The following is a 23,574-nucleotide window of genomic DNA, read 5'->3' as shown; positions in this document are numbered from 1 at the left end:
GGGACACCGTGGAACTCGCCCAGGTCCGGCTGCTCGTCACCGACTTCGCCGCCTGCTACCGCTTCTACGCCGACGTGCTGGGCCTCACGCCGCAGTCCGGCGCGGAGCGGGGCCCGTACGAGAAGTTCAGCCCGCACGCCGGCTCCGCCGGGATCGCGCTACAGGACCGCGCCATGATGGCCGAGGTCCTGGCCGAGCTGGGCGGCACCGCCACCGGCCACCGCTCCCTGGTCGTGCTGCGCGTGGACGATCTCGACGCGTGCTGCGCGCGGATCACCGCCCGCGGCGCGACCCTGCTGCACGGCCCGGCCCCGCTGACCGACCGCATGCGGGTGGCGTACCTGAAGGACCCGGAGGGCAACCTCGTCGAACTCCAGGAGTGGCTGCTGCTGCGCGGCTGACGGCGACGGCCGGGGACGGTGCGCCCGCCGCGTGCGCGTGCCGCACGTCCCGCTCGGACAGCGCGCCCGCGTCCAACTGCCGGACGTGCCGCGGACCCTGCTCCGGACGGGTGAGTGGCCGTATGCGGTCTACCGCGCCGCCCGGGCCGGTGGCACGCTGCCCTGTATGGGGGCATGCGGACGGATGCGGAACGGATCACGGGCGATGGCCGTGGCGGGGCTCGTCGTGCTGGCGACGGGTGCCGCGGTGGCGTGCCGGCCGGACGGGCTCGGCTCCATGACCGTCGCCTACACCACCGACCTGACGGCCACCACCGCGCTGGAACACCGGCACGTCGACGTCGCCTGGCTCACCTGCACCGGCGCTGACGGCGGCGGCCGTACGCACGGCGCCTCACCCGCGCCGGGCGCGACCACCGTCGTCTCCGTCGACTGCCGGGGCCGGACGGGCGACGGGCGGAAGATCGTCGTCACCGGGCTGGTGACCAAGGCCGTCGACGGCGCCTGCGTGCGCGGGGACCTGACCGCCGAGGCCGGCGGCAGACAGGTCTTCCACGTGGACGGGCTCGGCGACTGCGCCGCCGGACCCGGACCCACCTACCGCCCGCCCACGGTGGGACGGCCGGAGCCCACCGTGACCGTCACCGTCACCCGCACCGTGTGGTGCCGGACCGAGGCCGCCTGCGGGTCCGCGCCGGGCAAGTGATCGGAACCGGCAGCGGGGCACACCGGTCGCTGCGTAGAGTGACGGGGTGACTCAGGGTGCCTCCACGGGAACGACGGAAACCGCCGCCTATCTCCGATTCCCCCATCTGCACGGCGACTTGGTGACCTTCGTCGCCGAGGACGACGTCTGGCTCGCGCCGCTCGACGGCGGCCGGGCCTGGCGGATCAGCGCCGACAACCAGCCGGTGACGCTGCCCCGGATATCCCCGGACGGCAGACACCTCGCCTGGACGTCCACCCGGGACGGAGCCCCCGAGGTGCATGTCGCCCCGGTCGACGGCGGCCCCGCCGAGCGGCTGACGTACTGGGGCAACCGCCGTACCGAGGTGCGCGGCTGGACGGCGGACGGGCGGGTGCTCGCGCTCGGCGCGCACGGCCGGCACAGTTCCCGCCACACCTGGGCGCACGCCGTCCCGCTCGACGGCGGACCGGCCGAGACCCTGCCGTACGGGCCGGTCGGGGACCTGGCGCAGGGGCCCGCCACCGTGCTGCTGTCCGCGCCGATGGGCCGCGAGGCCGCCTACTGGAAGCGCTACCGGGGCGGTACGGCGGGAAAGCTGTGGATCGACCGCGACGGCGACGGCCGGTTCGTGCGGCTGCACGAGGACATCGCCGGGAACATCGAGTGCCCGGTGTGGGCCGGCGACCGGATCGCCTTCCTCTCCGACCACGAGGGCACCGGAGCCGTCTACTCCTCCCTCGCCGACGGCTCCGACCTGCGCCGGCACACCCCGCTCGGGGGCTTCTACGCCCGGCACGCGGCCGGTGACGGCGACCGGGTCGTCTACAGCTCGGCCGGTGAACTCTGGCTCCTGGACGATCTGGAGGGCGCCGAACCGCGCCGGCTGGACGTGACGCCGGGCGGGTCCCGGACGGATCTGCGGCCACGCCCGGTCAACGCCGCCCGCTGGTTCGGCGAGGCGTCCCCCGACCACACCGCGCGCGGCAGCGCCGTGTGCGTGCGCGGCGGCGTCCACTGGGTCACCCACCGCTCCGGCCCCGCCCGCGCCCTCGCCGCCACCCCCGGCGTGCGCGCCCGGATGCCGCGCGCCTTCCGCGCCGCGGGCGAGGAGTGGGTGGTGTGGGTGACGGACGCCGAGGGCGACGACGCCCTGGAGTTCGCCCCCGCGACCGGCACCGTGCCCGGCGCCCCGCCCCGCCGGCTCGCCGCCGGGCAGCTCGGCCGGGTCCTGGAGCTGGCCATGGCGCCCGACGGCAGCCGGGCCGCCGTCGCCGCGCACGACGGCCGGCTGCTGCTCGTCGAACGGGAGACCGGCGAGGTCCGCGAGGTGGACCGCAGCGACGACGGCGAGGTCTCCGGCCTCGCCTTCTCCCCGGACTCCGCCTGGCTCGCCTGGGCCCATCCCGGCCCCCGCCCCCTGTCCCAGCTGCGCCTCGCCCACACCACCGACCTGTCGGTCACCGAGGCGACCCCGCTGCGCTTCCAGGACTACGCGCCCGCCTTCACCCTCGACGGCCGGCACCTCGCGTTCCTCTCCAACCGCGCGTTCGACCCGGTCTACGACGAACACGTCTTCGATCTCGCGTTCGTGGTCGGCGCCCGCCCGCACCTGATCACCCTGGCCGCCACGACGCCCTCGCCGTTCGGCCCGCAGCGCCACGGCCGTTCCTTCGAGACGCCGGACAAGGACGAGACCCCCGACGGCGAGGGCACCCCCGCCACCCGCATCGACCTCGAGGGGCTCGCCGACCGGATCGTGCCCTTCCCGGTCGAGGCCGGCCGCTACTCCACGCTGCGCGCCGCCAAGGACGGTGTCCTCTGGCTGCGCCACCCGGTGCAGGGCGTCCTCGGCGCCGCCCGCGCCCACCCGGAGGATCCCGACCCGCACACCGAGCTGGAGCGCTACGACCTCGCCCAGCGCCGCCTGGAGCATCTCGCCTCCCCGGCCGACCACTTCGAGGTCAGCGGTGACGGCCGGCGCGTGCTGCTGTGGAGCGAGGGCCGCCTGCGGGTCGTCCCCGCCGACCGCCGCGCCGGCACCGACGACGACGGCGACACCAGCGTCACCGTCGACCTCGCCCGCGTCCGGCAGAGCGTCGACCCGGCCGCCGAGTGGCGGCAGATGTACGACGAGACCGGCCGCCTCATGCGGGACCACTTCTGGCGTCCCGACCTCGGCGGCGTCGACTGGGACGGCGTCCTCGGCCGCTACCGCCCGCTGCTCGCCCGTCTCGCGACCCACAGCGACCTGGTCGACCTGCTGTGGGAGGTGCACGGCGAACTCGGCACCTCGCACGCCTACGTCATCGCGGCCGGCGGCTCCGGCGGCGGCGCCCGGCACGGACTGCTCGGCGCCGACATCTCCCGCCACGAGGACGGCAGCTGGCGCATCGACCGCATCCTGCCCGCCGAGACCTCCGACCCGGACGCCCGCTCCCCGCTCGCCGCACCCGGTGTCGCCGTCCGCCCCGGGGACGCGATCATCGCCGTGGCCGGTCATCCCGTCGACCCGGTACGGGGCCCCGGCCCCCTGCTGGTGGGCACGGCCGGCCACCCGATCGAGCTGACCGTCTCCCCGGCCGCCGGCGGCGAACCCCGCCACCCGGTCGTGGTCCCCGTCGCCGACGAGGAACCCCTGCGCTACCACGCCTGGGTCGCCGACCGCCGGGCCCACGTCCACGCGGTCTCCGGCGGCCGTCTCGGCTATCTCCACGTGCCCGACATGCAGGCCCCGGGCTGGGCGCAGATCCACCGCGACCTGCGGGCCGAGGTCACCCGCGAGGGCCTCGTGGTCGACGTCCGCGAGAACCGCGGCGGCCACACCTCCCAGCTCGTCGTGGAGAAGCTGGCCCGCCGGGTCATCGGCTGGGACCTCGCGCGCGGCATGCGCCCCACCAGCTATCCCCTGGACGCGCCCCGCGGCCCGGTCGTCGCCGTCGCCAACGAGTTCTCCGGCTCCGACGGCGACATCGTCAACGCGGCCGTCAAGGCCCTCGGTATCGGCCCGGTCGTCGGCACCCGCACCTGGGGCGGTGTCATCGGCATCGACAGCCGCTACCACCTGGTCGACGGCACCCTGGTCACCCAGCCGAAGTACGCGATGTGGCTGGAGGGTTCCGGCTGGGACGTGGAGAACCACGGCGTGGACCCCGACGTGGAGGTGGTCCAGCGCCCCCAGGACTGGGTGGAGGGCCGGGACGCCCAGCTCGACGCGGCCGTCGCACTCGCGCTCGCGGCCCTGGAGTCGGCACCGGCGAAGACCCCGCCGGACCTGCCGGTCTGAGGGGCGCGAGGAACCGCGCGGCCGGCCACGGACGGCGCGGCCGCCCGCACCCGAACCACTACGATGCCCACGGTATTGATCACAGGAGGCACACGCATGGCCGGCGAACCGCAGGACGACTGCCTGTTCTGCAAGATCGTGGCGGGAGACATCCCGGCGACGATCGTCCGTGAGACCGAGACGACCCTGGCGTTCCGCGACATAAACCCCCAGGCGCCCACCCACGTCCTGGTGATCCCCAAGGCCCACTACGAGAACGCCGCCGCCCTGGCCGCCGGCGCCCCGCAGATCGCGGCCGACGTCCTCGCCGAGACCCGGGCCGTGGCCGAGGGGGAGGGACTGGACAGCCACCGCACCGTCTTCAACACCGGTTCCGGCGCCGGCCAGACCGTCTGGCACGCCCACGCCCACGTCCTGGGCGGCCGCGGTCTCCAGTGGCCCCCCGGATAGGGCGGAGCCGGCACCGTGTCCGTCCGTGAACTGGTGGTCCTCGGCACCGCCAGCCAGGTCCCCACCCGGCACCGCAACCACAACGGCTACCTGCTGCGGTGGGACGGCGAGGGCATCCTGTTCGACCCCGGCGAGGGCACTCAGCGGCAGATGCTGCGCGCCGGGGTCGCCGCCCACGACCTGAACCGGATCTGCGTCACCCACTTCCACGGCGACCACTCGCTGGGCCTGGCGGGAGTCATCCAGCGGATCAACCTCGACCGGGTGCCGCACGAGGTCACCGCGCACTACCCGCGCTCCGGCCAGGTGTACTTCGACCGGCTGCGCCACGCGACCGCCTACCGGGAGACGGTCAGCCTCACCGAGGCCCCGGTCGACACCGACGGCGTCCTCGCCGTGACCCCGGCGTACACCGTGGAGGCCCGCAGGCTCTCCCACCCCGTCGAGTCCTACGGCTACCGGCTCGTCGAACCCGACGGCCGCCGCATGCTGCCCGACCGGCTCGCCGCGCTCGGGGTCAGGGGCGCGGACGTCGGCGTGCTCCAGCGCGCGGGCCGGGTCGGGGACGTGTCGCTGGAGGACGTGAGCGAGGTGCGGCGCGGGCAGCGGTTCGCGTTCGTCATGGACACCCGTCTCTGCGAGGGGGTCCACGCGCTCGCGGAGGGCTGCGACCTGCTCGTCATCGAGTCCACGTTCCTCGACGAGGACGAGGGACTGGCGGTCGAGCACGGGCATCTCACCGCCGGTCAGGCCGCCCGGGTGGCGCGCGACGCCGGCGTACGGCACCTGGTCCTGACCCACTTCAGCCAGCGCTACACCGACCCGGAGGAGTTCGAGCGGCAGGCGCGGGCCGCGGGCTTCGGGGGCGAGCTGACCGTGGCCCACGACCTGCTCCGCGTACCGGTTCCGAAACGGCGGTAAAGCACCCGTACGATGCTTTGATGCCCATCCCGAAAGCAGAACTGCACCTCCATATCGAAGGCACCCTGGAGCCCGAGCTGGCTTTCGCGCTGGCCGCGCGCAACGGCGTCGAGCTGCCGTACGCCGACACGGACGCGCTCCGTGAGGCCTACCGGTTCGAGGACCTCCAGTCCTTCCTGAACCTGTACTACGAGCTGATGGCCGTCCTGCGCACCGAGCAGGACTTCGCCGACCTGGCCGAGGCCTACCTCGCCCGCGCCGCCGCGCAGGGCGTGCGGCACGCCGAGATCTTCTTCGACCCGCAGGCCCACCTGGCCCGGGGCGTGGCCATGGGCACGGTCGTGGAGGGGCTGTGGCGGGCGCTCGGCCGCAGCGAGGAGCGGCACGGTGTCTCCACCCGGCTGATCATGTGCTTCCTGCGGGACGAGTCCGCCGAGTCGGCCCTGGCCACCCTGGAGGCCGCGGGGCCCTACCTGGACCGGATCACCGGGGTCGGCCTGGACTCCGCCGAGGTCGGGCATCCGCCGGTGAAGTTCCGCGAGGTGTACGAGGCCGCCGCCGCGCTCGGGCTGCGCCGTGTCGCGCACGCCGGGGAGGAGGGGCCGCCGGAGTACATCACCGAGTCCCTGGACGTGCTCGGTGTGGAGCGCGTCGACCACGGCCTGCGCTGCATGGAGGACCCGGCGCTGGTCGAGCGGCTGGTCCGGGACCGGGTCCCGCTCACCCTGTGCCCGCTGTCCAACGTCCGGCTGCGCGCCGTGGACACCCTGGCGGACCATCCGCTGCCGGCCATGCTCGACGCCGGGCTGCTGTGCACGGTCAACTCCGACGACCCCGCGTACTTCGGCGGGTACGCCGGCGACAACTTCGCGGCGGTGGGCACGGTCCTGGGACTGTCCCGGGAGCGGCTGCGCGAGCTGGCCCGCAACTCCTTCCTCGCCTCCTTCCTGGAGGACGACGAGGACCGCAGGGCCCGCTGTCTCGCCGAGGTCGACGCCTACGAGTTCGGCGACGCGGCGTCGTAGGTCCCGCGCCGCTCCCGGCGGGGGCCTCCCCGCCGGGGGTGATCCGGGTCACGATGATGTCCGGGGATGGCGGACCGGGGGGCGACCGTCTAACCTCCGTTCTTATATGTGACCTCTATTCACAAGAGGGGATGGTCCGGTGGGCGGCGACCCGGCTCCGCAGGACGTGGCGCGGCGGCTGCGGGAGGGGATGGCGCGGGGCGTGCTGTCCTTCCCGCTCACCGCCTTCCACGACGACGGCACCCTCGACCCCGACGGCTTCCGCGCCCATGCCGCCGGCCAGCTCGCCGCCGGGCCCGGCGCGCTCTTCCCGGCCTGCGGCACCGGCGAGTTCTTCTCCCTGGACGAGGACGAGTACCGCACGGTCGTCACCGTCGCCGTCGAGGAGGCGGCCCGCGGCGCGGGCGCCCGGGCGGGGAACGCGGTGCCCGTCGTCGCCGGCACCGGATACGGCTGGGCGCAAGCCGCCCGGTTCGCGCGGATCGCCGAGGAGGCCGGCGCCGACGCCCTGCTCGTGCTGCCGCACTACCTGGTCGACGCCCCGCAGGACGGCCTCGCCGCCCAGCTGGAGCAGCTCGCCGCCCGCACCCGGCTGCCCCTGATCGCCTACCAGCGCGGCCAGGTCGCCTACGGCGTGGACGCGTTGCGGCGCATCGCGCGCGTCCCCGGCGTCATCGGGCTCAAGGACGGCCACAGCGACCTCGACCGCCTCCAGCGCCTCACCCTCGCCGCCCCCGAGGGCTTCCTCTTCTTCAACGGCGCGGCCACCGCCGAGATCCAGGCCCGCGCCTACGCGGCCGTCGGCGTCCCCGCCTACTCCTCCGCCGTCCACGCCTTCGCCCCCGAGATCGCGGGCGCCTTCCGCACCGCCCTGGGCGAGGGGGACCACGCCGCCGTCGACGCGCTGCTGCGCGGCTTCTACGTCCCCTTCGTCGAACTCCGCGACCGCGCACCCGGGTACGCCGTGTCCCTGGTGAAGGCGGCGGCCCGGCTGCGCGGACGGCGCGTCGGCCCCGTACGCGCCCCGCTCACCGACCCCGCGCCCGCCGACCTCGCCGCCCTGAAGGCCCTCCTCACCACCGGACTAGACCTCGTGGGAGCCTCCCTGTGACCCGTGACCTGACCATCACCGAGGTGCGGCTGACGCCGATCCTGGTCGCCGACCCGCCGCTGCTCAACACCCAGGGCGTGCACCAGCCGTACACCCCCCGGCTGATCGTGGAGGTCGTGACCGCCGACGGGATCACCGGGCTCGGCGAGACCTACGGCGACACCAAGTACCTGGAGCTGGCACGGCCGCTGGCCGAACGGCTCACCGGACACTCGGTCATGGACGTGAACGGCCTGTTCGGGATCGACCTCGCCGTCGACGCCTCCCGCGTGGAGGGCCAGGCGGACGCCGGCGGGCTGCGCGGGGTGCAGAGCGCCGACAAGCTGCGGCTGTCCGTGCTCTCCGCCTTCGAGGTCGCCTGCCTCGACGCCCAGGGCAGGGCGCTCGGACTGCCCGTGCACGCGCTGCTCGGCGGCAAGGTCCGGGACGCCGTCGAGTACAGCGCCTACCTCTTCTACAAGTGGGCCGCCCACCCGGCGGGCGTACCGGCCGAGCCCGACGAGTGGGGCCCCGCCCTCGACCCGGCCGGGGTGGTGGCCCAGGCACGCCGGCTACGGGAGCTGCACGGCTTCGGCTCCTTCAAGCTCAAGGGCGGTGTCCTGGCGCCCGAGGAGGAGACCGCCGCCGTACGCGCCCTCGCCGAAGCCTTTCCCGGGCACCCGCTGCGCCTGGACCCCAACGGCGCCTGGTCGGTGGCGACCTCCCTGAAGGTGGCGGAGGAACTGGGCGACGTCCTGGAGTACCTGGAGGACCCGACGCTGGGCACCCCCGGGATGGCCGCCGTGGCCGCGGGCACGGACGTCCCCCTCGCGACCAACATGTGCGTGACGACCTTCGGTGAGATCAGGGAGGCGTTCGAACGGCACGCCGTGCAGGTCGTCCTCTCCGACCACCACTACTGGGGCGGGCTGCGCAACACCCAGCACCTCGCCGCGATCTGCGCCGCCTTCGGGGTCGGGGTGTCCATGCACTCCAACACCCACCTGGGCATCAGCCTCGCCGCGATGACGCAGGTGGCGTCCACGGTCCCCGGCCTGCGCCACGCGTGCGACTCCCACTACCCCTGGCAGCCCGAGGACGTCCTCACCGGGCGGCTCGCCTTCGAGGGCGGCCGGATCGCGGTGAGCGACGCCCCCGGCCTCGGCGTGGAGCTGGACCGCGACGAACTGGCCCGGCTCCACCGGCGGTGGGCCGCGGACGACGGCGGGTACCGGGACCGCGACGACGCGGCGGCGATGCGGGTGGCCGAGCCGGACTGGCGGACCCCGGCGATGCCCCGCTGGTGACCGCGGGCGTACGGCGTCCCGGGGCGTGGCCTGGTGCACACTGGCCAGAACCGCACCACCGTCAGGGAGCGCACCGTGACCCCGTTGCACACGGCCACCGGAGAGGAACCGGAACACCTCACGCAGGCAGCGCGCGGCCAGAGCCAGGTCGACCCGCTCGCCGCGCTGCGCGCTCCGGGGGACCCGCCCTGGGACGTGTATCTCACCGGCACGGTCTTCCTCGACATCGTCTTCACCGGCCTCGACTCGGCGCCCGTGCGCGGCACCGAGTCCTGGGCCCGGGGCATGGGATCCAGCCCCGGCGGGGTCGCCAACATGGCCACCGCCCTGGCCCGGCTCGGCCTGCGCACCTCCCTCGCCGCGGCCTTCGGCGACGACCACTACGGCGAATACTGCTGGGACGCCCTCGCCCAGGGCGAGGGCATCGACCTCTCGGCCTCGCGGACCGTGCCCGGCTGGCACTCCCCGGTGACCGTCTCCATGGCGTACGAGGGGGAGCGGACCATGGTCTCCCACGGGCACGAGCCGCCGCCCGGGGAGCCGGCGCCCCACTGCCCGCCCCCCGCGCGGGCGGCCGTCGCCTCCCTGACGCCCGGTGCCCGGGCCCCGTGGCTCGCGCAGGCCGCGCGGACGGGCACCCGGATCTTCGCCGACGTGGGCTGGGACGAGACGGGCGCCTGGGACCTGGCCGGACTGGCCGACCTGGAGCACTGCGAGGCGTTCCTGCCCAACGCGGAGGAGGCCATGCGGTACACGGGAACGGACTGCCCGCGGGCCGCCGCGCGCGCCCTGACCGAGCGCGTGCCGGTGGCCGTGGTGACGCTGGGGGCGCAGGGGGCGTACGCGGTGGACCGGCGCACGGGCGAGACGGCGGAGGTGCCGGCGATCGCGGTGGAGGCGCTCGATCCGACGGGGGCGGGCGACGTGTTCGTCGCCGGGTTCGTGACGGGGTCGCTGGCGGGCTGGCCGCTGGCCGACCGGCTGGCCTTCGCGGGACTCACCGCGGCGCTGTCGGTGCAGGAGTTCGGCGGATCGCTGTCGGCGCCGGGCTGGTCGGAGATCGGGGCGTGGTGGCGCCGGGTGCAGTCCCTCCCGGGGCAGGAGCCCAGGGCGCTGCGGCGGTACGCGTTCCTCGACAGGCTCGTCCCGACGGAACTGGACCGGCTGTGGCCGCTGCGCCGGGCGGTGCCGACCATCGGGTTCCGGCGCTCCGGCTGACCCGCCGGGGACCGGCGGACCCCGGACCCGGGTGAGGCGTTGCGCGAAAAGACCTTCGGCGTTGTCGGTCCCGCGTCGTACTCTTGGTAGCGCGAGGCCGCCCACAGCGACGCGGCCGTGACGAGGAGGAAGCGCAGGCCTTCAGCGCCGGCCCATGACAGAGACACCCACAGCTCACACCCCCGCGCAGGAGCAGGCGAGAGCGCAGTTCACCGTCCCCGCCCAGCACCCCATGGTGACCGTGCTGGGCTCTGGCGACGCCCTCCTGCGGGTGATCGAGAGGGCCTTCCCGGCGGCCGACATCCACGTCCGGGGCAATGAGATCAGCGCGGCGGGCGACCCGGTCGACGTCGCCCTGATCGCGCGCGTGTTCGACGAGATGATGCTGGTGCTCCGCACCGGGCAGCCGATGACGGAGGACGCAGTGGAACGCTCGATCGCCATGCTCAAGGCGAGCGACAACGGGACGAGCGACGGGCCGGAGACCCCGGCGCAGGTACTGACGCAGAACATCCTGTCCTCGCGCGGTCGCACGATCCGCCCCAAGACCCTCAACCAGAAGCGCTACGTCGACGCCATCGACAAGCACACGATCGTCTTCGGCATCGGCCCCGCCGGCACCGGCAAGACCTACCTGGCCATGGCCAAGGCCGTCCAGGCCCTCCAGTCCAAGCAGGTCAACCGGATCATCCTGACCCGGCCGGCGGTCGAGGCCGGTGAGCGGCTCGGGTTCCTGCCGGGCACCCTCTACGAGAAGATCGACCCCTACCTGCGCCCGCTGTACGACGCGCTGCACGACATGCTCGACCCGGACTCCATCCCGCGCCTCATGGCCGCCGGGACGATCGAGGTCGCGCCGCTCGCGTACATGCGCGGACGCACGCTCAACGACGCCTTCATCATCCTGGACGAGGCCCAGAACACGAGCCCCGAACAGATGAAGATGTTCCTCACCCGCCTCGGCTTCGAGTCGAAGATCGTCATCACGGGTGACGTGACGCAGGTCGACCTGCCCAACGGGCAGAAGTCGGGTCTGCGGCAGGTGCAGGAGATCCTCGAAGGGGTGGACGACGTCCATTTCTCCCGGCTGTCGTCCCAGGATGTCGTCCGGCACAAGCTGGTGGGCCGTATCGTCGACGCGTACGAGCAGTACGACAACCAGCACGGCACGGAGAACGGCACCCACAAGGGCGGCCGTGGCAGGACCGGCGCCAAGGCTCCCCAGGGGAAGTAGACCAGCACGACCATGTCGATCGACGTCAACAACGAGTCCGGTACCGAGGTCGACGAGCAGGCGATCCTCGACGTCGCCCGCTACGCGCTCGCGCGGATGCGCATCCACCCGCTCTCCGAACTCTCGGTGATCGTCGTGGACGCCGACGCCATGGAGCAGCTGCACATCCAGTGGATGGACCTGCCGGGCCCGACCGATGTCATGTCCTTCCCGATGGACGAACTGCGTCCGCCGTCCAAGGACGACGAGGAGCCGCCGCAGGGGCTGCTCGGCGACATCGTGCTGTGCCCGGAGGTCGCCGCCCGGCAGGGGGCGGAAGCGCCGACGAAGCACACCATGGACGAGGAGCTCCAGCTGCTCACCGTCCACGGTGTGCTGCACCTGCTCGGCTACGACCACGAGGAGCCCGACGAGAAGGCCGAGATGTTCGGGCTCCAGGCCGCCATCGTGGACGGGTGGCGGGCCGAGCACGGCCTGACCGGCCCCTCCCCGGCGCCGACCGTCTCGTAGCCGCCCATGTCCGTGCAGATCGTGGTCGGGGCGATCGCGCTGGTCGTCGTCGCCTGGCTCGCCGCCTGTGCCGAGGCGGGCCTCGCGCGGGTCTCCAGCTTCCGCGCCGAGGAGGCCGTCAAGTCCGGCCGCCGGGGCAGCGCCAAGCTCGCCCAGCTCGCCGCCGACCCCACCCGCTACCTCAACCTGGCCCTGCTGGTCCGTGTCGCCTGCGAGATGGCGGCGGCGGCCCTGGTGACCTACGCCTGCCTCCAGGAGTTCACGGCCACCTGGCAGGCGCTGCTCGTCGCCATCGGCGTGATGGTGCTCGTGTCGTACGTCGCCGTGGGCGTCTCCCCGCGCACCATCGGCCGGCAGCATCCGCTGAACACGGCGACCGCGGCGGCCTACGTGCTGCTGCCGCTCGCCCGGGTGATGGGCCCGATCCCGTCGCTGCTGATCCTCATCGGCAACGCGCTCACCCCCGGCCGTGGCTTCCGGCGCGGCCCCTTCGCCTCCGAGGCGGAGCTGCGCGCGCTGGTCGACCTCGCCGAGAAGGAGTCGCTGATCGAGGACGAGGAGCGCCGCATGGTGCACTCGGTCTTCGAGCTGGGCGACACCCTCGTGCGCGAGGTGATGGTGCCGCGCACCGACCTCGTGGTGATCGAGCGGTACAAGACCATCCGGCAGGCCCTCACCCTCGCCCTGCGCTCCGGGTTCTCCCGGATCCCGGTCACCGGGGAGAGCGAGGACGACATCGTCGGCGTCGTGTACCTGAAGGACCTGGTCCGCAAGACGCACATCAGCCGGGACGCGGAGGGCGACCTGGTGTCCACGGCCATGCGCCCGGCCGTCTTCGTGCCCGACACCAAGAACGCCGGCGACCTGCTGCGCGAGATGCAGAAGGAACGCAACCACGTCGCCGTCGTCATCGACGAGTACGGCGGCACCGCCGGGATCGTCACCATCGAGGACATCCTGGAGGAGATCGTCGGTGAGATCACCGACGAGTACGACCGGGAACTCCCGCCGGTCGAGGACCTCGGCGACGACCGCTTCCGGGTCACCGCCCGCCTGGACATCACCGACCTCGGCGAGCTGTACGGCCTGGACGAGTACGACGACGAGGACGTGGAGACCGTCGGCGGGCTGCTCGCCAAGGCCCTCGGCCGGGTGCCCATCGCGGGCGCGTCCGCCGAGGTCGACCTGCCCGACGGACGCCGGCTCCAGCTGACGGCGGAGGCCGCGGCCGGACGCCGGAACAAGATCGTCACCGTCCTGGTGGAGCCGCTCCCCGTGGCCGTCTCCGGGGAGGGCCGGTCCGGATGACCCCCCAGGAGCTGCGCGCCTTCTGCCTGTCCTTCGACGCGGCCGTGGAGGACTTCCCGTTCAGCCCGGAGATCTCGGTCTTCAAGGTGCTGGGCAGGATGTTCGCCCTGACGAACCTGGACGCGCGGCCCCTGACGGTCAACCTCAAGTGCGACCCGGAGGACGCCATCCGGCTGCGCGGCGAGCACGAGGGGCTGATCGTGCCGGGCTGGCACATGAACAAACGCCACTGGAACACCGTGACGGCCGACGCCTCACTCCCCGACCGCCTCGTGAAGGACCTGGTCGAGGACTCGTACGACCTGGTCGTCGCCGGCCTGCCGAGGTCGCAGCGGCTGCGCCTGGACCGGCCGTGACAAACCGGTGCCGGGACGGCGTGACTCCGTGTCAGGGTCCGGCGCATGACCGTCCGGTACCCGCGCCCGCGGACGGGCCGAGCCGACCTGGCCGGCCGGCTGGTCCGGCATCTCCACGCTGATCACCCCGCTGACCCTGCCCACCGGGGTCGCGACCGTCCACGGCAACGACCTGATGGACACCCCGTACCGGACGCCCGCAGGCCTGCTGTCCTGGCTGGACATCGTCACCGCGCCGCAGGGCGGGCCGCTGCGCCGGGCGTGCCGATCGTCGCCGGCGTCGAGTGCGGGCACGTCGCGCCGTACCTCCCCTGGTCAACGGCGCGCGCGGCTGTGTGGTGGGCACGGCCGCGCGGAGCGAGATCGTTTCAGATCCTGGGCTGAGCCCGGCGCAGGCCCAGGCCGACCAGGACGGCGGCGGACAGGACGATCGCCGCGTCGAGGGCCAGGACCGTGTGGACTCCCGCCGGCAGGTCGCCGGAGGTGGTGGCCAGGACGCCCAGCACCGGGATGCCGACCGTGATGCCGACCTGCTGGGTGGAGGTCACCAGGCCGGTGGCCAGGCCCTGTTCCTCGTCCGGGACACCGGAGGTGACGGTCAGGCCGTACGAGACGATCGCGCCCAGGTGGCACATGCTCGCCAGGGACAGGGCGGCGGTGGCCGGCCACACCGACCAGGTGTGGGCGTTCAGCAGCAGCAGGGCCGCGATCAGCGCGCCCTGACCCGCCAGCGAGCCGACCAGCGTGCGGCGGGCACCGAAGCGGCCGATCACCCTCGCGGCGAGGCCGCCGGCGACGGCCGACAGCACGCCCTGGACACCGAAGACGAGGCCGGTCTCGAAGGCCGACAGGCGCAGGACCTCCTGGAAGTACAGGGTCAGCACGAAGACGACCGTCGACATCATCGAGAAGGTGACCAGACCGCCCACGTTGCCCCAGGCCACCGTGCGGCGGCGCAGCATGGGCAGGGAGACGAGGGGGGCCGCCGAACGGGACTCCACGACCGTGAACGCGGTCAGCAGCAGGAGGCCGGCGGCGAGGGCGGTGATGACGTCCGCGCGGCCGAAGCCGTGGTCGGCGGCCGTGGACAGGGCGTAGATCAGCGACAGCAGGCCGGTGGTGACGGTGACCGCGCCGGGCACGTCCAGGCGCGGGCGGTCCGGGGTGCGCGACTCCGGCAGCAGGCGCGGGGCCAGCGGCAGCACGATCAGCGCGAACACCGTGAGCAGGGCCATGGTGGAGCGCCAGCCGAACGCGTCGGTCAGCACACCGCCCGCGACCATGCCGACGGTGAAGCCCAGCGAGAGCAGCGTGCCGGAGATGCCGAGGGCGCGGTCGCGGGCCGGGCCCTCCGGGAAGGTCGTGGTCAGCAGGGACATGCCGGCCGGGACGATGGCCGCCGCGCCGAGTCCCTGGAGGGCCCGCCCGGCCAGGAAGGAGGCCGGGTCCCAGGCCAGGGTCGCCAGCAGCGAGGCCGCGCCGAACAGGGACAGGCCGGCCAGGAACAGCCGGCGGCGGCCGTACAGGTCGCCGATGCGGCCGAAGAGGAGCAGGAAGCCGCCGGAGGGCAGCGCGAACGCGGTGACGGCCCACTGGAGGGCGGAGCGGCTCATGCCGAGGTCCGAACCCAGCTCGGGCAGGGCCACGTTGAGGACGGAGAAGTCCAGCGCGACCATGAACTGGGCCGCGCACAGCACGAAGAGGACGAGCTTGTCGCGCGTCGACAGCCGGGGGGTGCCGGGCGGTGTGTCTGCGGGGGCGGTGGGCCGGGGGGAGGTGGTGGTGTCGATCGCCATGGCACGAGCTTGGGGCGCCCGGAACAATCGTGGGGAGTCGGAACTTATGGTGGTGGTGGCACCACCAGACACGACGGGGGAGGGGCGGCACGTGCCTGCTGCGGAGGCGACGAGGAGTCATCGGCGTGACGAGCTGCGCGAGTTCCTGATGAGCAGGCGGGCCCGGGTCACTCCCGAGGCCGCCGGGCTGCCGGGCGGCGGGGGCCGGCGCCGCACGCCCGGGCTGCGCCGGGAGGAGGTCGCCGTGCTCGCCGGTGTGGGCGCCTCCTGGTACCAGTGGCTGGAGCAGGGGAGGGACATCTCCGTCTCCCCGCAGGTCCTCGACGCCGTCGCCCGGGTGCTGCGGCTGAGCGACGCCGAGCGCCGGCACCTGTACCTGCTGGCCGGGCTGAACCCGCCCGCGCCCCAGGTCGTGCCCGGGAGGGCGGACATGTGCGACGGGCTGCGGCGGCTGATCGACACCTGGATGCCGTACCCGGCCCACATCATGGACCCGTACTACAACTGCGTGATGTACAACGACGCGGCGACGCTGGTCCTCGGCATGCGGCCGGACATCACCCAGAACTGCCTCGTCGACTTCTTCACCGATCCGCTGTACCGCTCGCGCAGCAACAGCTGGGAGCGGAACGCGCGTACGGTCGTGGCGCAGTTCAGGGCCGCGTGCGCGGCGCGGCCGGACGACGAGGGGTTCCAGGCGGTGCTCGCCGAGGTGTCGGCGCGCAGTTCCGAGTTCGCGGCGCTGTGGGCCGAGCGCGACATCGAGGACCAGGGGCAGGTCCGCAAGGAGCTGGACCATCCCCTGGTCGGGCTGCTGGTCGTGGAGTCGACGGTGATGAAGGTGCCGGCCCGCCCCGATCTCATGATCGTGCTGCACACCCCGCTGGACGAGGCGAACACCGCGGCCAAGCTGGAGTGGCTGGCCTCGCCGGAGGGCCGCCGGGGCGCGATGTACCCCGTGGCGGGATGACCGGCCCCCGGGCTTCGTATGCTCTGGGCATGACCGAGAGCAACGCGCTTGACCCCGAGGACCGCAAGATCGTCACCCTGGCCCGTTCGGCGCGGGCCCGCAACGGTGTGCCCGAGGGGGCGGCCGTACGGGACGAGACCGGGCGTACGTACGTCGCCGGGTCGGTGGAGCTGGCCTCGCTGAGCCTGAGCGCCCTGCGCACCGCAGTGGCGATGGCCGTGGCGTCCGGCGCGACGTCGCTGGAGGCGGCGGCCGTGGTGAGCGACGCGGAGTCCGTGCCGGCCGCCGACCTGGCCGCCGTCGCCGATCTCGGCGGTGCGGGCACACCGGTGCTGCTCGCCGGCGCCGACGGAACGGTCCGCCGCACGGTCCCCGCGGGCTGACCCGGCCCGCCCGGGGCGCCGCCGGTCAGAGCGCGTCGGGGCCGCGCTCGCCGGTCCGCACCCGCACGACCGTCTCCACCGGGACGGCCCACACCTTGCCGTCCCCGATCTTCCCGGTGTGCGCGCCCCTGACGATCGCATCGATCACGTCGTCGGCGACCGCGTCCTCCACCACGACCTCGATGCGCACCTTCGGCACGAGGTCGACGCGGTACTCGGCCCCCCGGTACACCTCGGTGTGACCGCGCTGCCGGCCGTACCCGCTCGCCTCGGTCACGGTCAGACCGTGCACCCCCAGCTCCTGGAGGGCGGTCTTGACCTCGTCCAGACGGTACGGCTTGACGATCGCGGTGATGAGCTTCATGCCTGGTTGCTGACCTTCTGGCCGGAGGATGGGACGGAGGGGCTGACCGGGGCACCGTGGCCCAGCACGCCGTGGCCCAGTACACCGTGATCGTATGCCGTCTCGGCGTGCACGGTAAGGTCCAGCCCGGTGAGCTCCTGCTCCTCGCTCGCGCGCAGGCCCAGCACCCGGTCGACCAGTTTCCCGAGCCCGTACGTCACCGCGAACGCGTACACCGCGACGACCACCACGGCGAGCAGCTGCCTGCCGAACGGGGCGAGCCCGCCGCCGTAGAACAGCCCCTGGGTGCCGCCGGTCATCGCCTTCTCGGCGAACAGGCCGATCAGCAGGGTGCCGATGACGCCGCCGACCAGATGAACGCCGACGACGTCGAGGGAGTCGTCGTAGTTCAGCCGGAACTTCCAGCTCACCGCGTACGAGCAGACGACACCGGCGGCCAGGCCCACGGCGAGCGCGCCCAGCAGGGAGACCGTGCCGCACGAGGGGGTGATCGCGACGAGGCCCGCCACCGCGCCGGACGCCGCGCCCAGGGTGGTCGGGTGGCCGTCGCGCCGCTGCTCGACGAAGAGCCAGCCGAGCAGTCCGGTGCAGCCGGCGGCCAGCGTGTTGAGGAACGCGGCGGCGGCGAGACCGTTCGCGCCGAGCGCGGAGCCCGCGTTGAACCCGAACCAGCCGAACCAGAGCAGGCCCGCGCCGAGGATCACCATCGGCAGGTTGTGCGGGCGCATGGCGTCCTTCTTGAAGCCGAGGCGTGGTCCGAGGACCAGGCACAGGGCGAGTCCGGAGGCGCCGGAGGTGATCTCGACGGGCAGGCCGCCGGCGAAGTCCAGGGCGCCGAGCCGCTCCAGGATCCAGCCGCCGGGACCCCACACCCAGTGGGTGACCGGCACGTACACGGCCAGCGTCCACACCGGTACGAAGACCAGCCACGCCGCGAACCGCGTGCGGTCGGCGACCGCGCCGCTGATCAGCGCGGCCGTGACGATCGCGAAGGTCAGCTGGAAGGTGGCGAAGAGCAGCGTCGGCACCGAGCCGTGGACGCTGCCGGGGCCGAGCCCGTTCATGCCGGCGTGCCCCAGGCCGCCGATCAGTCCGCCGAAGGAGTCGCGCCCGAAGGCGAGGGAGTAACCGGCCGCCAGCCACACCACCGTGACCAGGGCGATCGACACGAAGCTCATCATGAGCATGTTGAGGACGCTCTTCGTGCGGACCATGCCGCCGTAGAACAGGGCGAGGCCCGGGGTCATCAGCAGGACGAGGGCGGTGGCGGCGAGCAGCCAGGCGGTGTCGCCGGTGTTCACGTGGGGTGCGGCCAGGGTCACGGGCGTCTCCAACGGTGTGCGGGCTCGTCAGAGGGTCACCGGTGGGCGTTTCCGGTCGCGTACGGGTGTGTTTCCGTGACGTTTCGTTGCGTGCGGGTTTCCGGAAGCTCACGGGTGGAAGACGTGCGCGGACGCCGGTAGGGCGCGGGTTCGTGGATCAGGACGGACGCTGGTACGGCGCGGGTTCGTGGATCAGGGAGAATGGGCGGCATGAGTGTTCGTACCCAGTCATCCGAGCAGCCGGCGGAGACCATCCACCGCGCCGGCTTCGCCTGCTTCGTGGGCCGCCCCAACGCGGGCAAGTCCACCCTCACGAACGCTCTGGTCGGGCAGAAGGTGGCGATCACCTCCAACCGCCCCCAGACGACCCGGCACACCGTGCGGGGCATCGTGCACCGCCCGGACGCGCAGCTGATCCTGGTGGACACCCCCGGGCTGCACAAGCCGCGCACGCTGCTCGGGGAGCGCCTCAACGACATCGTCCGCACCACGTGGGCCGAGGTCGACGTGATCGGCTTCTGCCTGCCCGCCGACCAGAAGATCGGCCCCGGCGACCGGTTCATCGCCAAGGAACTCGCGGGCATCCGGAAGACCCCCAAGATCGCCGTCGTCACCAAGACCGACCTCGTCGACAGCAAGGCCCTCGCCGAGCAGCTGATCGCCATCGACCAGATGAGCAAGGAGCTGGGTTTCGAGTGGGCGGAGATCGTCCCGGTGTCGGCGGTCGGGTCGAAGCAGGTCGACCTGCTCGCCGACCTGCTGGTCCCCCTCCTGCCCGAGAGCCCGGCGCTCTACCCCGAGGGTGACCTCACGGACGAGCCCGAGCAGGTGATGGTGGCCGAGCTGATCCGCGAGGCCGCGCTGGAGGGCGTCCGCGACGAACTGCCGCACTCGATCGCGGTGGTCGTGGAGGAGATGCTGCCCCGCGAGGACCGTCCCGCCGACCGCCCGCTGCTGGACATCCACGCCAACGTCTACATCGAGCGCCCCAGCCAGAAGGGCATCATCATCGGCCCCAAGGGCAAGCGCCTGAAGGAGGTCGGCATCAGGTCCCGCAAGCAGATCGAGGCGCTCCTGGGCACGCCGGTCTTCCTGGACCTGCACGTCAAGGTGGCCAAGGACTGGCAGCGCGACCCCAAGCAGCTCCGCAAGCTGGGCTTCTAGGTCTCGCCCCGGCGGGCCCGGCGGCGGCCGTCAGGGGGCCGTGCCCCCGGTTCCCCCCAGCGGTGTGGCGCCCGGCCGCATGGCCTGCGTGCCCACCACCCGCGGCAGCTGGAGGCGGTCGTGGGACTCCGTGCCCGGGCGGGCCGTGTGCAGGACGACCTGGGTCCGGCCGCCGTGGCTGAGCAGGACCTCGCAGTCCGGTTCCAGCGGGCCCACCACCGGGTGCACGAAGCGTTTGACGGCCGTGCGGCGCCGGGACACCTCGTGCGCGCAGGCTGGACCGCGTCCCGGCCGGCCCCCCAGGCGGCACCACCTCCCGCATGCCGCCGACGCCGCCCAGGGCCTGACGCGCCTGCTGTACGCCTCCCGGTGCCCGCGGCCGGATGGACAACATCGCCGACGACGCCCCGGTGACGGTGCTGGGGATCCACCAGCTGCTCGGTGTGGAGCCGCCGGCGGGCGGTGCCGATCCCGACCCCTGCTACGGGATCGCGTCCACCGACCGCCTCCGCCGCGAACCGGGCTACCGGCCGCTGTTCCCGACCCTGTGGAGCGCCCGCGACGCCGGAGCCCTGTAGGGGCCGGGGGCGCGCGCGGTCGTCACCGCTGGGCCCGCAGGAGGTCCCGGAACCAGTGGTAGGACGCCTTGGGGGTGCGCCGCAGCGTCTCGCGGTCCACGTGGACGAGCCCGAACCGGCGGGCGTAGCCCTCCGCCCACTCGAAGTTGTCCAGCAGGGACCACACGAAGTAGCCGCGCACGTAGACCCCGGCGGCCAGCGCGGTGTGCAGCGCCCGGATGTGGCCGTCCAGGTAGGCGATGCGTTCCTGGTCGTCGACGCCCTCGTAGGAGCAGCCGTTCTCGGTGATGACGACGGGCGGGAGCCGGTCGCCGTAGCGGTCGCGGAAGTCCGTCAGGAGTTGTGTCAGTCCCTCGGGCACCACCGGCCAGCCGAAGTCGGTCACCGGCCGCCCCTCGATCTCCCGCACGGAGAAGGGGAGTCCGGCGGGCAGCGGCACCCCGCCGTACTCGCTCCCGCCGTCCCGGGGGGCGCCCACCCGGGTGGGGGCGTAGTAGTTGACGCCGTACCAGTCGACGGGCTCGGCGATGACGCGCAGGTCGGCCTCCACGTCGCCGGGCATCAGCGCGTCCATCCCCTCCGGGTACCGCCCGAGGATCACCGGTTCGGCGAACAGCCGGTTGAGCAGGAGGTCGTGGAAACCGGCCGCCTCCGTGTCCGCCGGGTCGGCGGAGGCCGGCCAGGTCGGGCCGTGGGAGTTGGCGATGCCGATGTCCGTCGCGCCCGCCGCGCGCAGGGCCCGTACCGCGAGGCCGTGGGCGAGGAGCTGGTGGTGGGCGGCCGGAAGGGCGTCGAAGAGGAGCTGCCTGCCCGGCGCGTGGACGCCCAGCGCGTGGCCCAGCAGGGTGTGTTCGGCGGGCTCGTTGAGGGTGATCCAGGTGCCGACGCGGTCCCCGAGCCGTTCGGCGACGACCGCCACGTACGCGGCGAACCGCTCCGCGGTGTCCCGCCGGAGCCAGTCCAGCGAGGCGGGCAGGTCCCAGTGGAAGAGGGTGGGCACGGGCCGTACGCCCGCCGCGCACAGCTCGTCCACCAGCCGGTCGTAGAAGTCCAGGCCGCCCGGGGAGTTCACCCGGGGCCAGGAGACGGAGAAGCGGTAGGCGTCCACGCCGAGACCGGCGAGGAGGGCCACGTCCTCGGCGTAGCGGTGGTAGTGGTCGCAGGCCACCGCCGCCGTCGAGCCGTCCTTCACCCGGCCCGGCTCGGCCGTGAACACGTCCCAGACGGACGCCTCCCGCTGTCCCGCCGCCCCCTCGATCTGGTGCGCGGAGGTCGACACCCCCCACAGGAAGCCGTCCGGGAACCGCGGGACCGGAGCACCCGGGGCCGGGGCCACCGGGCGGGGAGTGCCTGCGTCAGTCGCCATCCCCGGATCATCCTCACCCCGGGTGATTTCCGTCAACGCCCGCGTACGCCAAGGAGGTTGTGCGGGCGTCTTATGATCACCGGATGCTCGGAGGCAAGCCCGTACGACTCCGCGCCCTGCGCGCCGACGACCTGGACGCCCAGCTGCGCCGGCGCAACGACCCGGAGGCGGCGCACTGGGCGACCGGCGGCCACCCGTACTTCGGCTGCGCCGGGTCGAACCGGACACCCGGAGCGGCAACGAGCGGGCCCTGCGCGCCTTCCGGCGCCTCGGCTTCGTGGAGGAGGGGCGCCGGCGGGCCGCCGTACGGCTGGGGGAGCAGTGGTACGACCACCGTGGAGTCCGGCCTCCTCCGCGAGGACCGGGCGGCGTCAGGCGCCCTCCTTCAGCACCCGTGACACCAACTCCCGCTGCTCATCGGTGAGCCGGGGGTCCGCCGCGTACACCGTGCGACCGTCCACCGTGATCTCGTAGCGGAAGCCGTCCGGGACGCCCGCCGGTGGTGTCTCCTGGCCGGACGCGAGGACGCGTTCGCCCAGGGTCCGCCACTCGTCGGAGTCGGACCGGCCCGAGGTGTCCACCTCGGCCCGGCGCTCGATGCCCGCGAAACCGCCCGTACGCCGCACTTGAATACGCATGGGTCCCTGTCTAGTACGGAACTACAGCGTGCGCACCCCCACCTCCTCCCAGGCCTTCTGCACGGCCTGGAGTTCGTCCCCCGCGCCGTACCGCTCACGCGCCGCCTTCACCGTCAGCGTGGCGAAGTCGCTGAAGTGGGCGTCCTTCTTCAGCCGGCCGCCGGTGAGCACGTCGTACCAGATCCGCCCGGCCTTCTCCCAGGCGTAGCCGCCGAGGGCGGTGGCGGCGAGGTAGAAGGCGTGGTTGGGGATGCCCGAGTTGATGTGCACCCCGCCGTTGTCGCGGCTGGTGCGGACGTAGTCCTCCATGGTGGCCGGCTGCGGGTCCTTGCCGAGGACGTCGTCGTCGTACGCCGTGCCCGGTGCCTTCATCGAACGCAGGGCGGTGCCGCTGACACGCGGCGCGAGGAGCCCGGCGCCGATCAGCCAGTCGGCGTCGGCGGCGGTCTGGCCGAGCGTGTACTGCTTGATCAGCGAGCCGAAGACGTCGGACAGGGACTCGTTGAGCGCGCCGGGCTGCCCGAAGTAGGTGAGGTTGGCGGTGTGCTGGGTGACGCCGTGGGTCAGCTCGTGCCCGATGACGTCGACCGGGATGGTGAAGTCGAGGAAGATCTCGTTGTCACCGTCGCCGAACACCATCTGCTCGCCGTTCCAGAAGGCGTTGTCGTAGCCCTCCCCGAAGTGCACGGTGGCGTCCAGCGGGAGTCCGTGGTCGTCGATGGAGTGCCGGCCGTACGCCTTCAGGTACAGGTCGAAGGTGGCGCCGAGGCCCGCGTAGGCGCGGTTGACGGTGGCGTCCGAGCCGGGGTCGGAGCCCTCCGTGCGGACGCGGTTGCCGGGCAGGTCCTGGGTGTGCCCGGCGTCGTAGACCGTGCGGTGCGGCTGGTCGGCGGCGGTGCCGGCCGGCGCGGCGACGGCGGGTGCGCCGACGACCGTGGTCAGGCGGCGCTTGGTGCGCTGGTAGGCGTCGTGCTCCAGGGACCGGCGGGCCGGGCCGGAGAGCGCGGGGTCCTCGTGGCGGGCGAGCCGGTCGAGGACGTGCGGCGGCACGATCGTGCAGAAGACGGGCGTCAAGCCCCCGTGGGTCGTCATGTACGGACCATTGCACTACGTGATGTCGATGTCACTACCTGCCACCATGATTGGTGAAATACCGGGACAGGGAGCACGACACTCCGTGACGCCGTGGTAGGGCGATGTGG

Annotated in this window: 25 protein-coding genes and 1 pseudogene; 19 read left to right on the top strand and 7 right to left on the bottom strand. The window is 73.3% G+C overall.

Annotation, left to right across the window (positions count from 1 at the left end):
• Nucleotides 1–8: 8 nt before the first annotated feature.
• The 14 genes and pseudogenes from ABZ117_RS01050 to ABZ117_RS00985 all read left to right on the top strand — a co-directional run.
• Nucleotides 9–401, top strand: a complete 393-nt coding sequence (locus ABZ117_RS01050; RefSeq protein ID WP_356816251.1) for a VOC family protein — start codon at nucleotides 9–11, stop codon at nucleotides 399–401.
• Between the two features lie 205 nt (nucleotides 402–606).
• A complete protein-coding gene (locus tag ABZ117_RS01045) occupies nucleotides 607–1,107 on the top strand; it encodes a hypothetical protein (protein ID WP_356816250.1) in 501 nt (166 codons plus the stop codon).
• Between the two features lie 46 nt (nucleotides 1,108–1,153).
• On the top strand, nucleotides 1,154–4,372 hold the full coding sequence (locus tag ABZ117_RS01040; protein ID WP_356816249.1) for a PDZ domain-containing protein: 3,219 nt from the start codon (nucleotides 1,154–1,156) through the stop codon (nucleotides 4,370–4,372).
• A gap of 96 nt (nucleotides 4,373–4,468) precedes the next feature.
• Nucleotides 4,469–4,822: a histidine triad nucleotide-binding protein gene (locus ABZ117_RS01035; protein ID WP_356816248.1), complete on the top strand. Its 354-nt coding sequence runs from the start codon at nucleotides 4,469–4,471 to the stop codon at nucleotides 4,820–4,822.
• Nucleotides 4,823–4,837: 15 nt separating this feature from the next.
• Nucleotides 4,838–5,743 carry a ribonuclease Z gene (locus ABZ117_RS01030; protein ID WP_356816247.1) on the top strand — a complete coding sequence of 302 codons (906 nt, stop codon included), beginning with the start codon at nucleotides 4,838–4,840 and terminating at the stop codon, nucleotides 5,741–5,743.
• 20 nt (nucleotides 5,744–5,763) lie between these two features.
• Entirely contained in the window at nucleotides 5,764–6,768 is a 1,005-nt protein-coding gene (locus ABZ117_RS01025) for an adenosine deaminase (RefSeq protein WP_356816246.1), read from the top strand.
• Between the two features lie 190 nt (nucleotides 6,769–6,958).
• Nucleotides 6,959–7,879 (top strand): 5-dehydro-4-deoxyglucarate dehydratase, encoded by a 921-nt coding sequence (locus ABZ117_RS01020; protein ID WP_356816623.1) that lies wholly within the window; start codon nucleotides 6,959–6,961, stop codon nucleotides 7,877–7,879.
• The gene (locus tag ABZ117_RS01015) at nucleotides 7,876–9,165 is read left to right on the top strand and encodes a glucarate dehydratase family protein (RefSeq protein ID WP_356816245.1); all 1,290 of its coding nucleotides are present in this window, start codon (nucleotides 7,876–7,878) and stop codon (nucleotides 9,163–9,165) included. The genes ABZ117_RS01020 and ABZ117_RS01015 overlap by 4 nt, the downstream gene beginning before the upstream one ends.
• Nucleotides 9,166–9,249: 84 nt before the next feature.
• Nucleotides 9,250–10,383, top strand: coding sequence for a PfkB family carbohydrate kinase (locus ABZ117_RS01010; RefSeq protein ID WP_356816622.1), 1,134 nt, complete (start codon nucleotides 9,250–9,252; stop codon nucleotides 10,381–10,383).
• A 154-nt stretch (nucleotides 10,384–10,537) separates the two neighbouring features.
• Nucleotides 10,538–11,617 carry a PhoH family protein gene (locus ABZ117_RS01005; protein WP_356816244.1) on the top strand — a complete coding sequence of 360 codons (1,080 nt, stop codon included), beginning with the start codon at nucleotides 10,538–10,540 and terminating at the stop codon, nucleotides 11,615–11,617.
• A 12-nt stretch (nucleotides 11,618–11,629) separates the two neighbouring features.
• Nucleotides 11,630–12,127: an rRNA maturation RNase YbeY gene (gene ybeY / locus ABZ117_RS01000; protein ID WP_356816243.1), complete on the top strand. Its 498-nt coding sequence runs from the start codon at nucleotides 11,630–11,632 to the stop codon at nucleotides 12,125–12,127.
• A gap of 6 nt (nucleotides 12,128–12,133) precedes the next feature.
• On the top strand, nucleotides 12,134–13,435 hold the full coding sequence (locus tag ABZ117_RS00995) for a hemolysin family protein (protein WP_356816242.1): 1,302 nt from the start codon (nucleotides 12,134–12,136) through the stop codon (nucleotides 13,433–13,435).
• Nucleotides 13,432–13,791, top strand: coding sequence for an MmcQ/YjbR family DNA-binding protein (locus ABZ117_RS00990; RefSeq protein ID WP_356816241.1), 360 nt, complete (start codon nucleotides 13,432–13,434; stop codon nucleotides 13,789–13,791). The genes ABZ117_RS00995 and ABZ117_RS00990 overlap by 4 nt, the downstream gene beginning before the upstream one ends.
• A 70-nt stretch (nucleotides 13,792–13,861) precedes the next feature.
• Nucleotides 13,862–14,035 (top strand): annotated as a pseudogene (locus ABZ117_RS00985) (LD-carboxypeptidase); the annotation flags it as partial.
• Nucleotides 14,036–14,159: 124 nt separating this feature from the next.
• Here ABZ117_RS00985 and ABZ117_RS00980 read toward each other — a convergent pair.
• The gene (locus ABZ117_RS00980; RefSeq protein ID WP_356816240.1) at nucleotides 14,160–15,587 is read right to left on the bottom strand and encodes an MFS transporter; all 1,428 of its coding nucleotides are present in this window, start codon (nucleotides 15,585–15,587) and stop codon (nucleotides 14,160–14,162) included.
• Nucleotides 15,588–15,735: 148 nt separating this feature from the next.
• On the opposite strand from ABZ117_RS00980, the gene ABZ117_RS00975 reads away from it, so the two are divergent.
• Both ABZ117_RS00975 and ABZ117_RS00970 read left to right on the top strand, forming a co-directional pair.
• Complete coding sequence (locus tag ABZ117_RS00975; RefSeq protein WP_356816621.1) at nucleotides 15,736–16,557, top strand: helix-turn-helix transcriptional regulator; 822 nt, start codon at nucleotides 15,736–15,738, stop codon at nucleotides 16,555–16,557.
• Nucleotides 16,558–16,586: 29 nt separating this feature from the next.
• Nucleotides 16,587–16,940: a cytidine deaminase gene (locus ABZ117_RS00970; protein ID WP_356816239.1), complete on the top strand. Its 354-nt coding sequence runs from the start codon at nucleotides 16,587–16,589 to the stop codon at nucleotides 16,938–16,940.
• A gap of 25 nt (nucleotides 16,941–16,965) precedes the next feature.
• Here the strand turns inward: ABZ117_RS00970 and ABZ117_RS00965 are convergent, their stop codons facing one another.
• Nucleotides 16,966–17,304, bottom strand: a complete 339-nt coding sequence (locus ABZ117_RS00965; RefSeq protein WP_356816238.1) for a P-II family nitrogen regulator — start codon at nucleotides 17,302–17,304, stop codon at nucleotides 16,966–16,968.
• Complete coding sequence (locus ABZ117_RS00960) at nucleotides 17,301–18,626, bottom strand: ammonium transporter (protein WP_356816237.1); 1,326 nt, start codon at nucleotides 18,624–18,626, stop codon at nucleotides 17,301–17,303. The genes ABZ117_RS00965 and ABZ117_RS00960 overlap by 4 nt, the downstream gene beginning before the upstream one ends.
• A gap of 210 nt (nucleotides 18,627–18,836) precedes the next feature.
• Between ABZ117_RS00960 and era the strand changes: the two genes are divergently transcribed.
• Entirely contained in the window at nucleotides 18,837–19,790 is a 954-nt protein-coding gene (gene era, locus ABZ117_RS00955) for a GTPase Era (RefSeq protein WP_356816236.1), read from the top strand.
• Nucleotides 19,791–19,820: 30 nt separating this feature from the next.
• Here the strand turns inward: era and ABZ117_RS00950 are convergent, their stop codons facing one another.
• Nucleotides 19,821–20,051, bottom strand: a complete 231-nt coding sequence (locus ABZ117_RS00950; RefSeq protein ID WP_356816235.1) for a hypothetical protein — start codon at nucleotides 20,049–20,051, stop codon at nucleotides 19,821–19,823.
• A gap of 122 nt (nucleotides 20,052–20,173) precedes the next feature.
• Here ABZ117_RS00950 and ABZ117_RS00945 point away from each other — a divergent pair, with 122 nt between their 5' ends.
• Nucleotides 20,174–20,368 carry a hypothetical protein gene (locus ABZ117_RS00945; protein WP_356816234.1) on the top strand — a complete coding sequence of 65 codons (195 nt, stop codon included), beginning with the start codon at nucleotides 20,174–20,176 and terminating at the stop codon, nucleotides 20,366–20,368.
• A 22-nt stretch (nucleotides 20,369–20,390) separates the two neighbouring features.
• Here the strand turns inward: ABZ117_RS00945 and ABZ117_RS00940 are convergent, their stop codons facing one another.
• Nucleotides 20,391–21,734 carry a GH1 family beta-glucosidase gene (locus tag ABZ117_RS00940; RefSeq protein WP_356816233.1) on the bottom strand — a complete coding sequence of 448 codons (1,344 nt, stop codon included), beginning with the start codon at nucleotides 21,732–21,734 and terminating at the stop codon, nucleotides 20,391–20,393.
• A gap of 83 nt (nucleotides 21,735–21,817) precedes the next feature.
• On the opposite strand from ABZ117_RS00940, the gene ABZ117_RS00935 reads away from it, so the two are divergent.
• Nucleotides 21,818–22,132: a hypothetical protein gene (locus tag ABZ117_RS00935; protein WP_356816232.1), complete on the top strand. Its 315-nt coding sequence runs from the start codon at nucleotides 21,818–21,820 to the stop codon at nucleotides 22,130–22,132.
• Here ABZ117_RS00935 and ABZ117_RS00930 read toward each other — a convergent pair.
• Nucleotides 22,106–22,372, bottom strand: coding sequence for a protealysin inhibitor emfourin (locus ABZ117_RS00930; protein WP_356816231.1), 267 nt, complete (start codon nucleotides 22,370–22,372; stop codon nucleotides 22,106–22,108). The genes ABZ117_RS00935 and ABZ117_RS00930 overlap by 27 nt on opposite strands.
• A gap of 21 nt (nucleotides 22,373–22,393) precedes the next feature.
• Complete coding sequence (locus ABZ117_RS00925) at nucleotides 22,394–23,464, bottom strand: M4 family metallopeptidase (protein WP_356816230.1); 1,071 nt, start codon at nucleotides 23,462–23,464, stop codon at nucleotides 22,394–22,396.
• Nucleotides 23,465–23,574 lie beyond the last annotated feature (110 nt).

The sequence above is a fragment of the Streptomyces sp. NPDC006309 genome, from assembly GCF_040613095.1.
In the GTDB taxonomy this organism is placed as follows: Bacteria; Actinomycetota; Actinomycetes; order Streptomycetales; family Streptomycetaceae; genus Streptomyces.
This window is presented reverse-complemented; position numbering and strand designations above follow the sequence as displayed.

Bases quoted from the DNA above. Each gene is read 5' to 3' on its own strand.
- era (WP_356816236.1), top strand. From the start codon at position 18,837: ATGAGTGTTCGTACCCAGTCATCCGAGCAGCCGGCGGAGACCATCCAC.
- ABZ117_RS00925 (WP_356816230.1), bottom strand. From the start codon at position 23,464: ATGACGACCCACGGGGGCTTGACGCCCGTCTTCTGCACGATCGTGCCG.
- ABZ117_RS01025 (WP_356816246.1), top strand. From the start codon at position 5,764: ATGCCCATCCCGAAAGCAGAACTGCACCTCCATATCGAAGGCACCCTG.
- ABZ117_RS01020 (WP_356816623.1), top strand. From the start codon at position 6,959: ATGGCGCGGGGCGTGCTGTCCTTCCCGCTCACCGCCTTCCACGACGAC.
- ABZ117_RS00935 (WP_356816232.1), top strand. From the start codon at position 21,818: ATGCTCGGAGGCAAGCCCGTACGACTCCGCGCCCTGCGCGCCGACGAC.
- ABZ117_RS01045 (WP_356816250.1), top strand. From the start codon at position 607: ATGGCCGTGGCGGGGCTCGTCGTGCTGGCGACGGGTGCCGCGGTGGCG.
- ABZ117_RS00970 (WP_356816239.1), top strand. From the start codon at position 16,587: ATGACCGAGAGCAACGCGCTTGACCCCGAGGACCGCAAGATCGTCACC.
- ABZ117_RS00990 (WP_356816241.1), top strand. From the start codon at position 13,432: ATGACCCCCCAGGAGCTGCGCGCCTTCTGCCTGTCCTTCGACGCGGCC.
- ABZ117_RS01005 (WP_356816244.1), top strand. From the start codon at position 10,538: ATGACAGAGACACCCACAGCTCACACCCCCGCGCAGGAGCAGGCGAGA.
- ABZ117_RS00995 (WP_356816242.1), top strand. From the start codon at position 12,134: ATGTCCGTGCAGATCGTGGTCGGGGCGATCGCGCTGGTCGTCGTCGCC.
- ABZ117_RS00965 (WP_356816238.1), bottom strand. From the start codon at position 17,304: ATGAAGCTCATCACCGCGATCGTCAAGCCGTACCGTCTGGACGAGGTC.
- ABZ117_RS00980 (WP_356816240.1), bottom strand. From the start codon at position 15,587: ATGGCGATCGACACCACCACCTCCCCCCGGCCCACCGCCCCCGCAGAC.
- ABZ117_RS00930 (WP_356816231.1), bottom strand. From the start codon at position 22,372: ATGCGTATTCAAGTGCGGCGTACGGGCGGTTTCGCGGGCATCGAGCGC.
- ABZ117_RS01035 (WP_356816248.1), top strand. From the start codon at position 4,469: ATGGCCGGCGAACCGCAGGACGACTGCCTGTTCTGCAAGATCGTGGCG.
- ABZ117_RS00940 (WP_356816233.1), bottom strand. From the start codon at position 21,734: ATGGCGACTGACGCAGGCACTCCCCGCCCGGTGGCCCCGGCCCCGGGT.
- ybeY (WP_356816243.1), top strand. From the start codon at position 11,630: ATGTCGATCGACGTCAACAACGAGTCCGGTACCGAGGTCGACGAGCAG.
- ABZ117_RS00975 (WP_356816621.1), top strand. From the start codon at position 15,736: ATGAGCAGGCGGGCCCGGGTCACTCCCGAGGCCGCCGGGCTGCCGGGC.
- ABZ117_RS00945 (WP_356816234.1), top strand. From the start codon at position 20,174: ATGGACAACATCGCCGACGACGCCCCGGTGACGGTGCTGGGGATCCAC.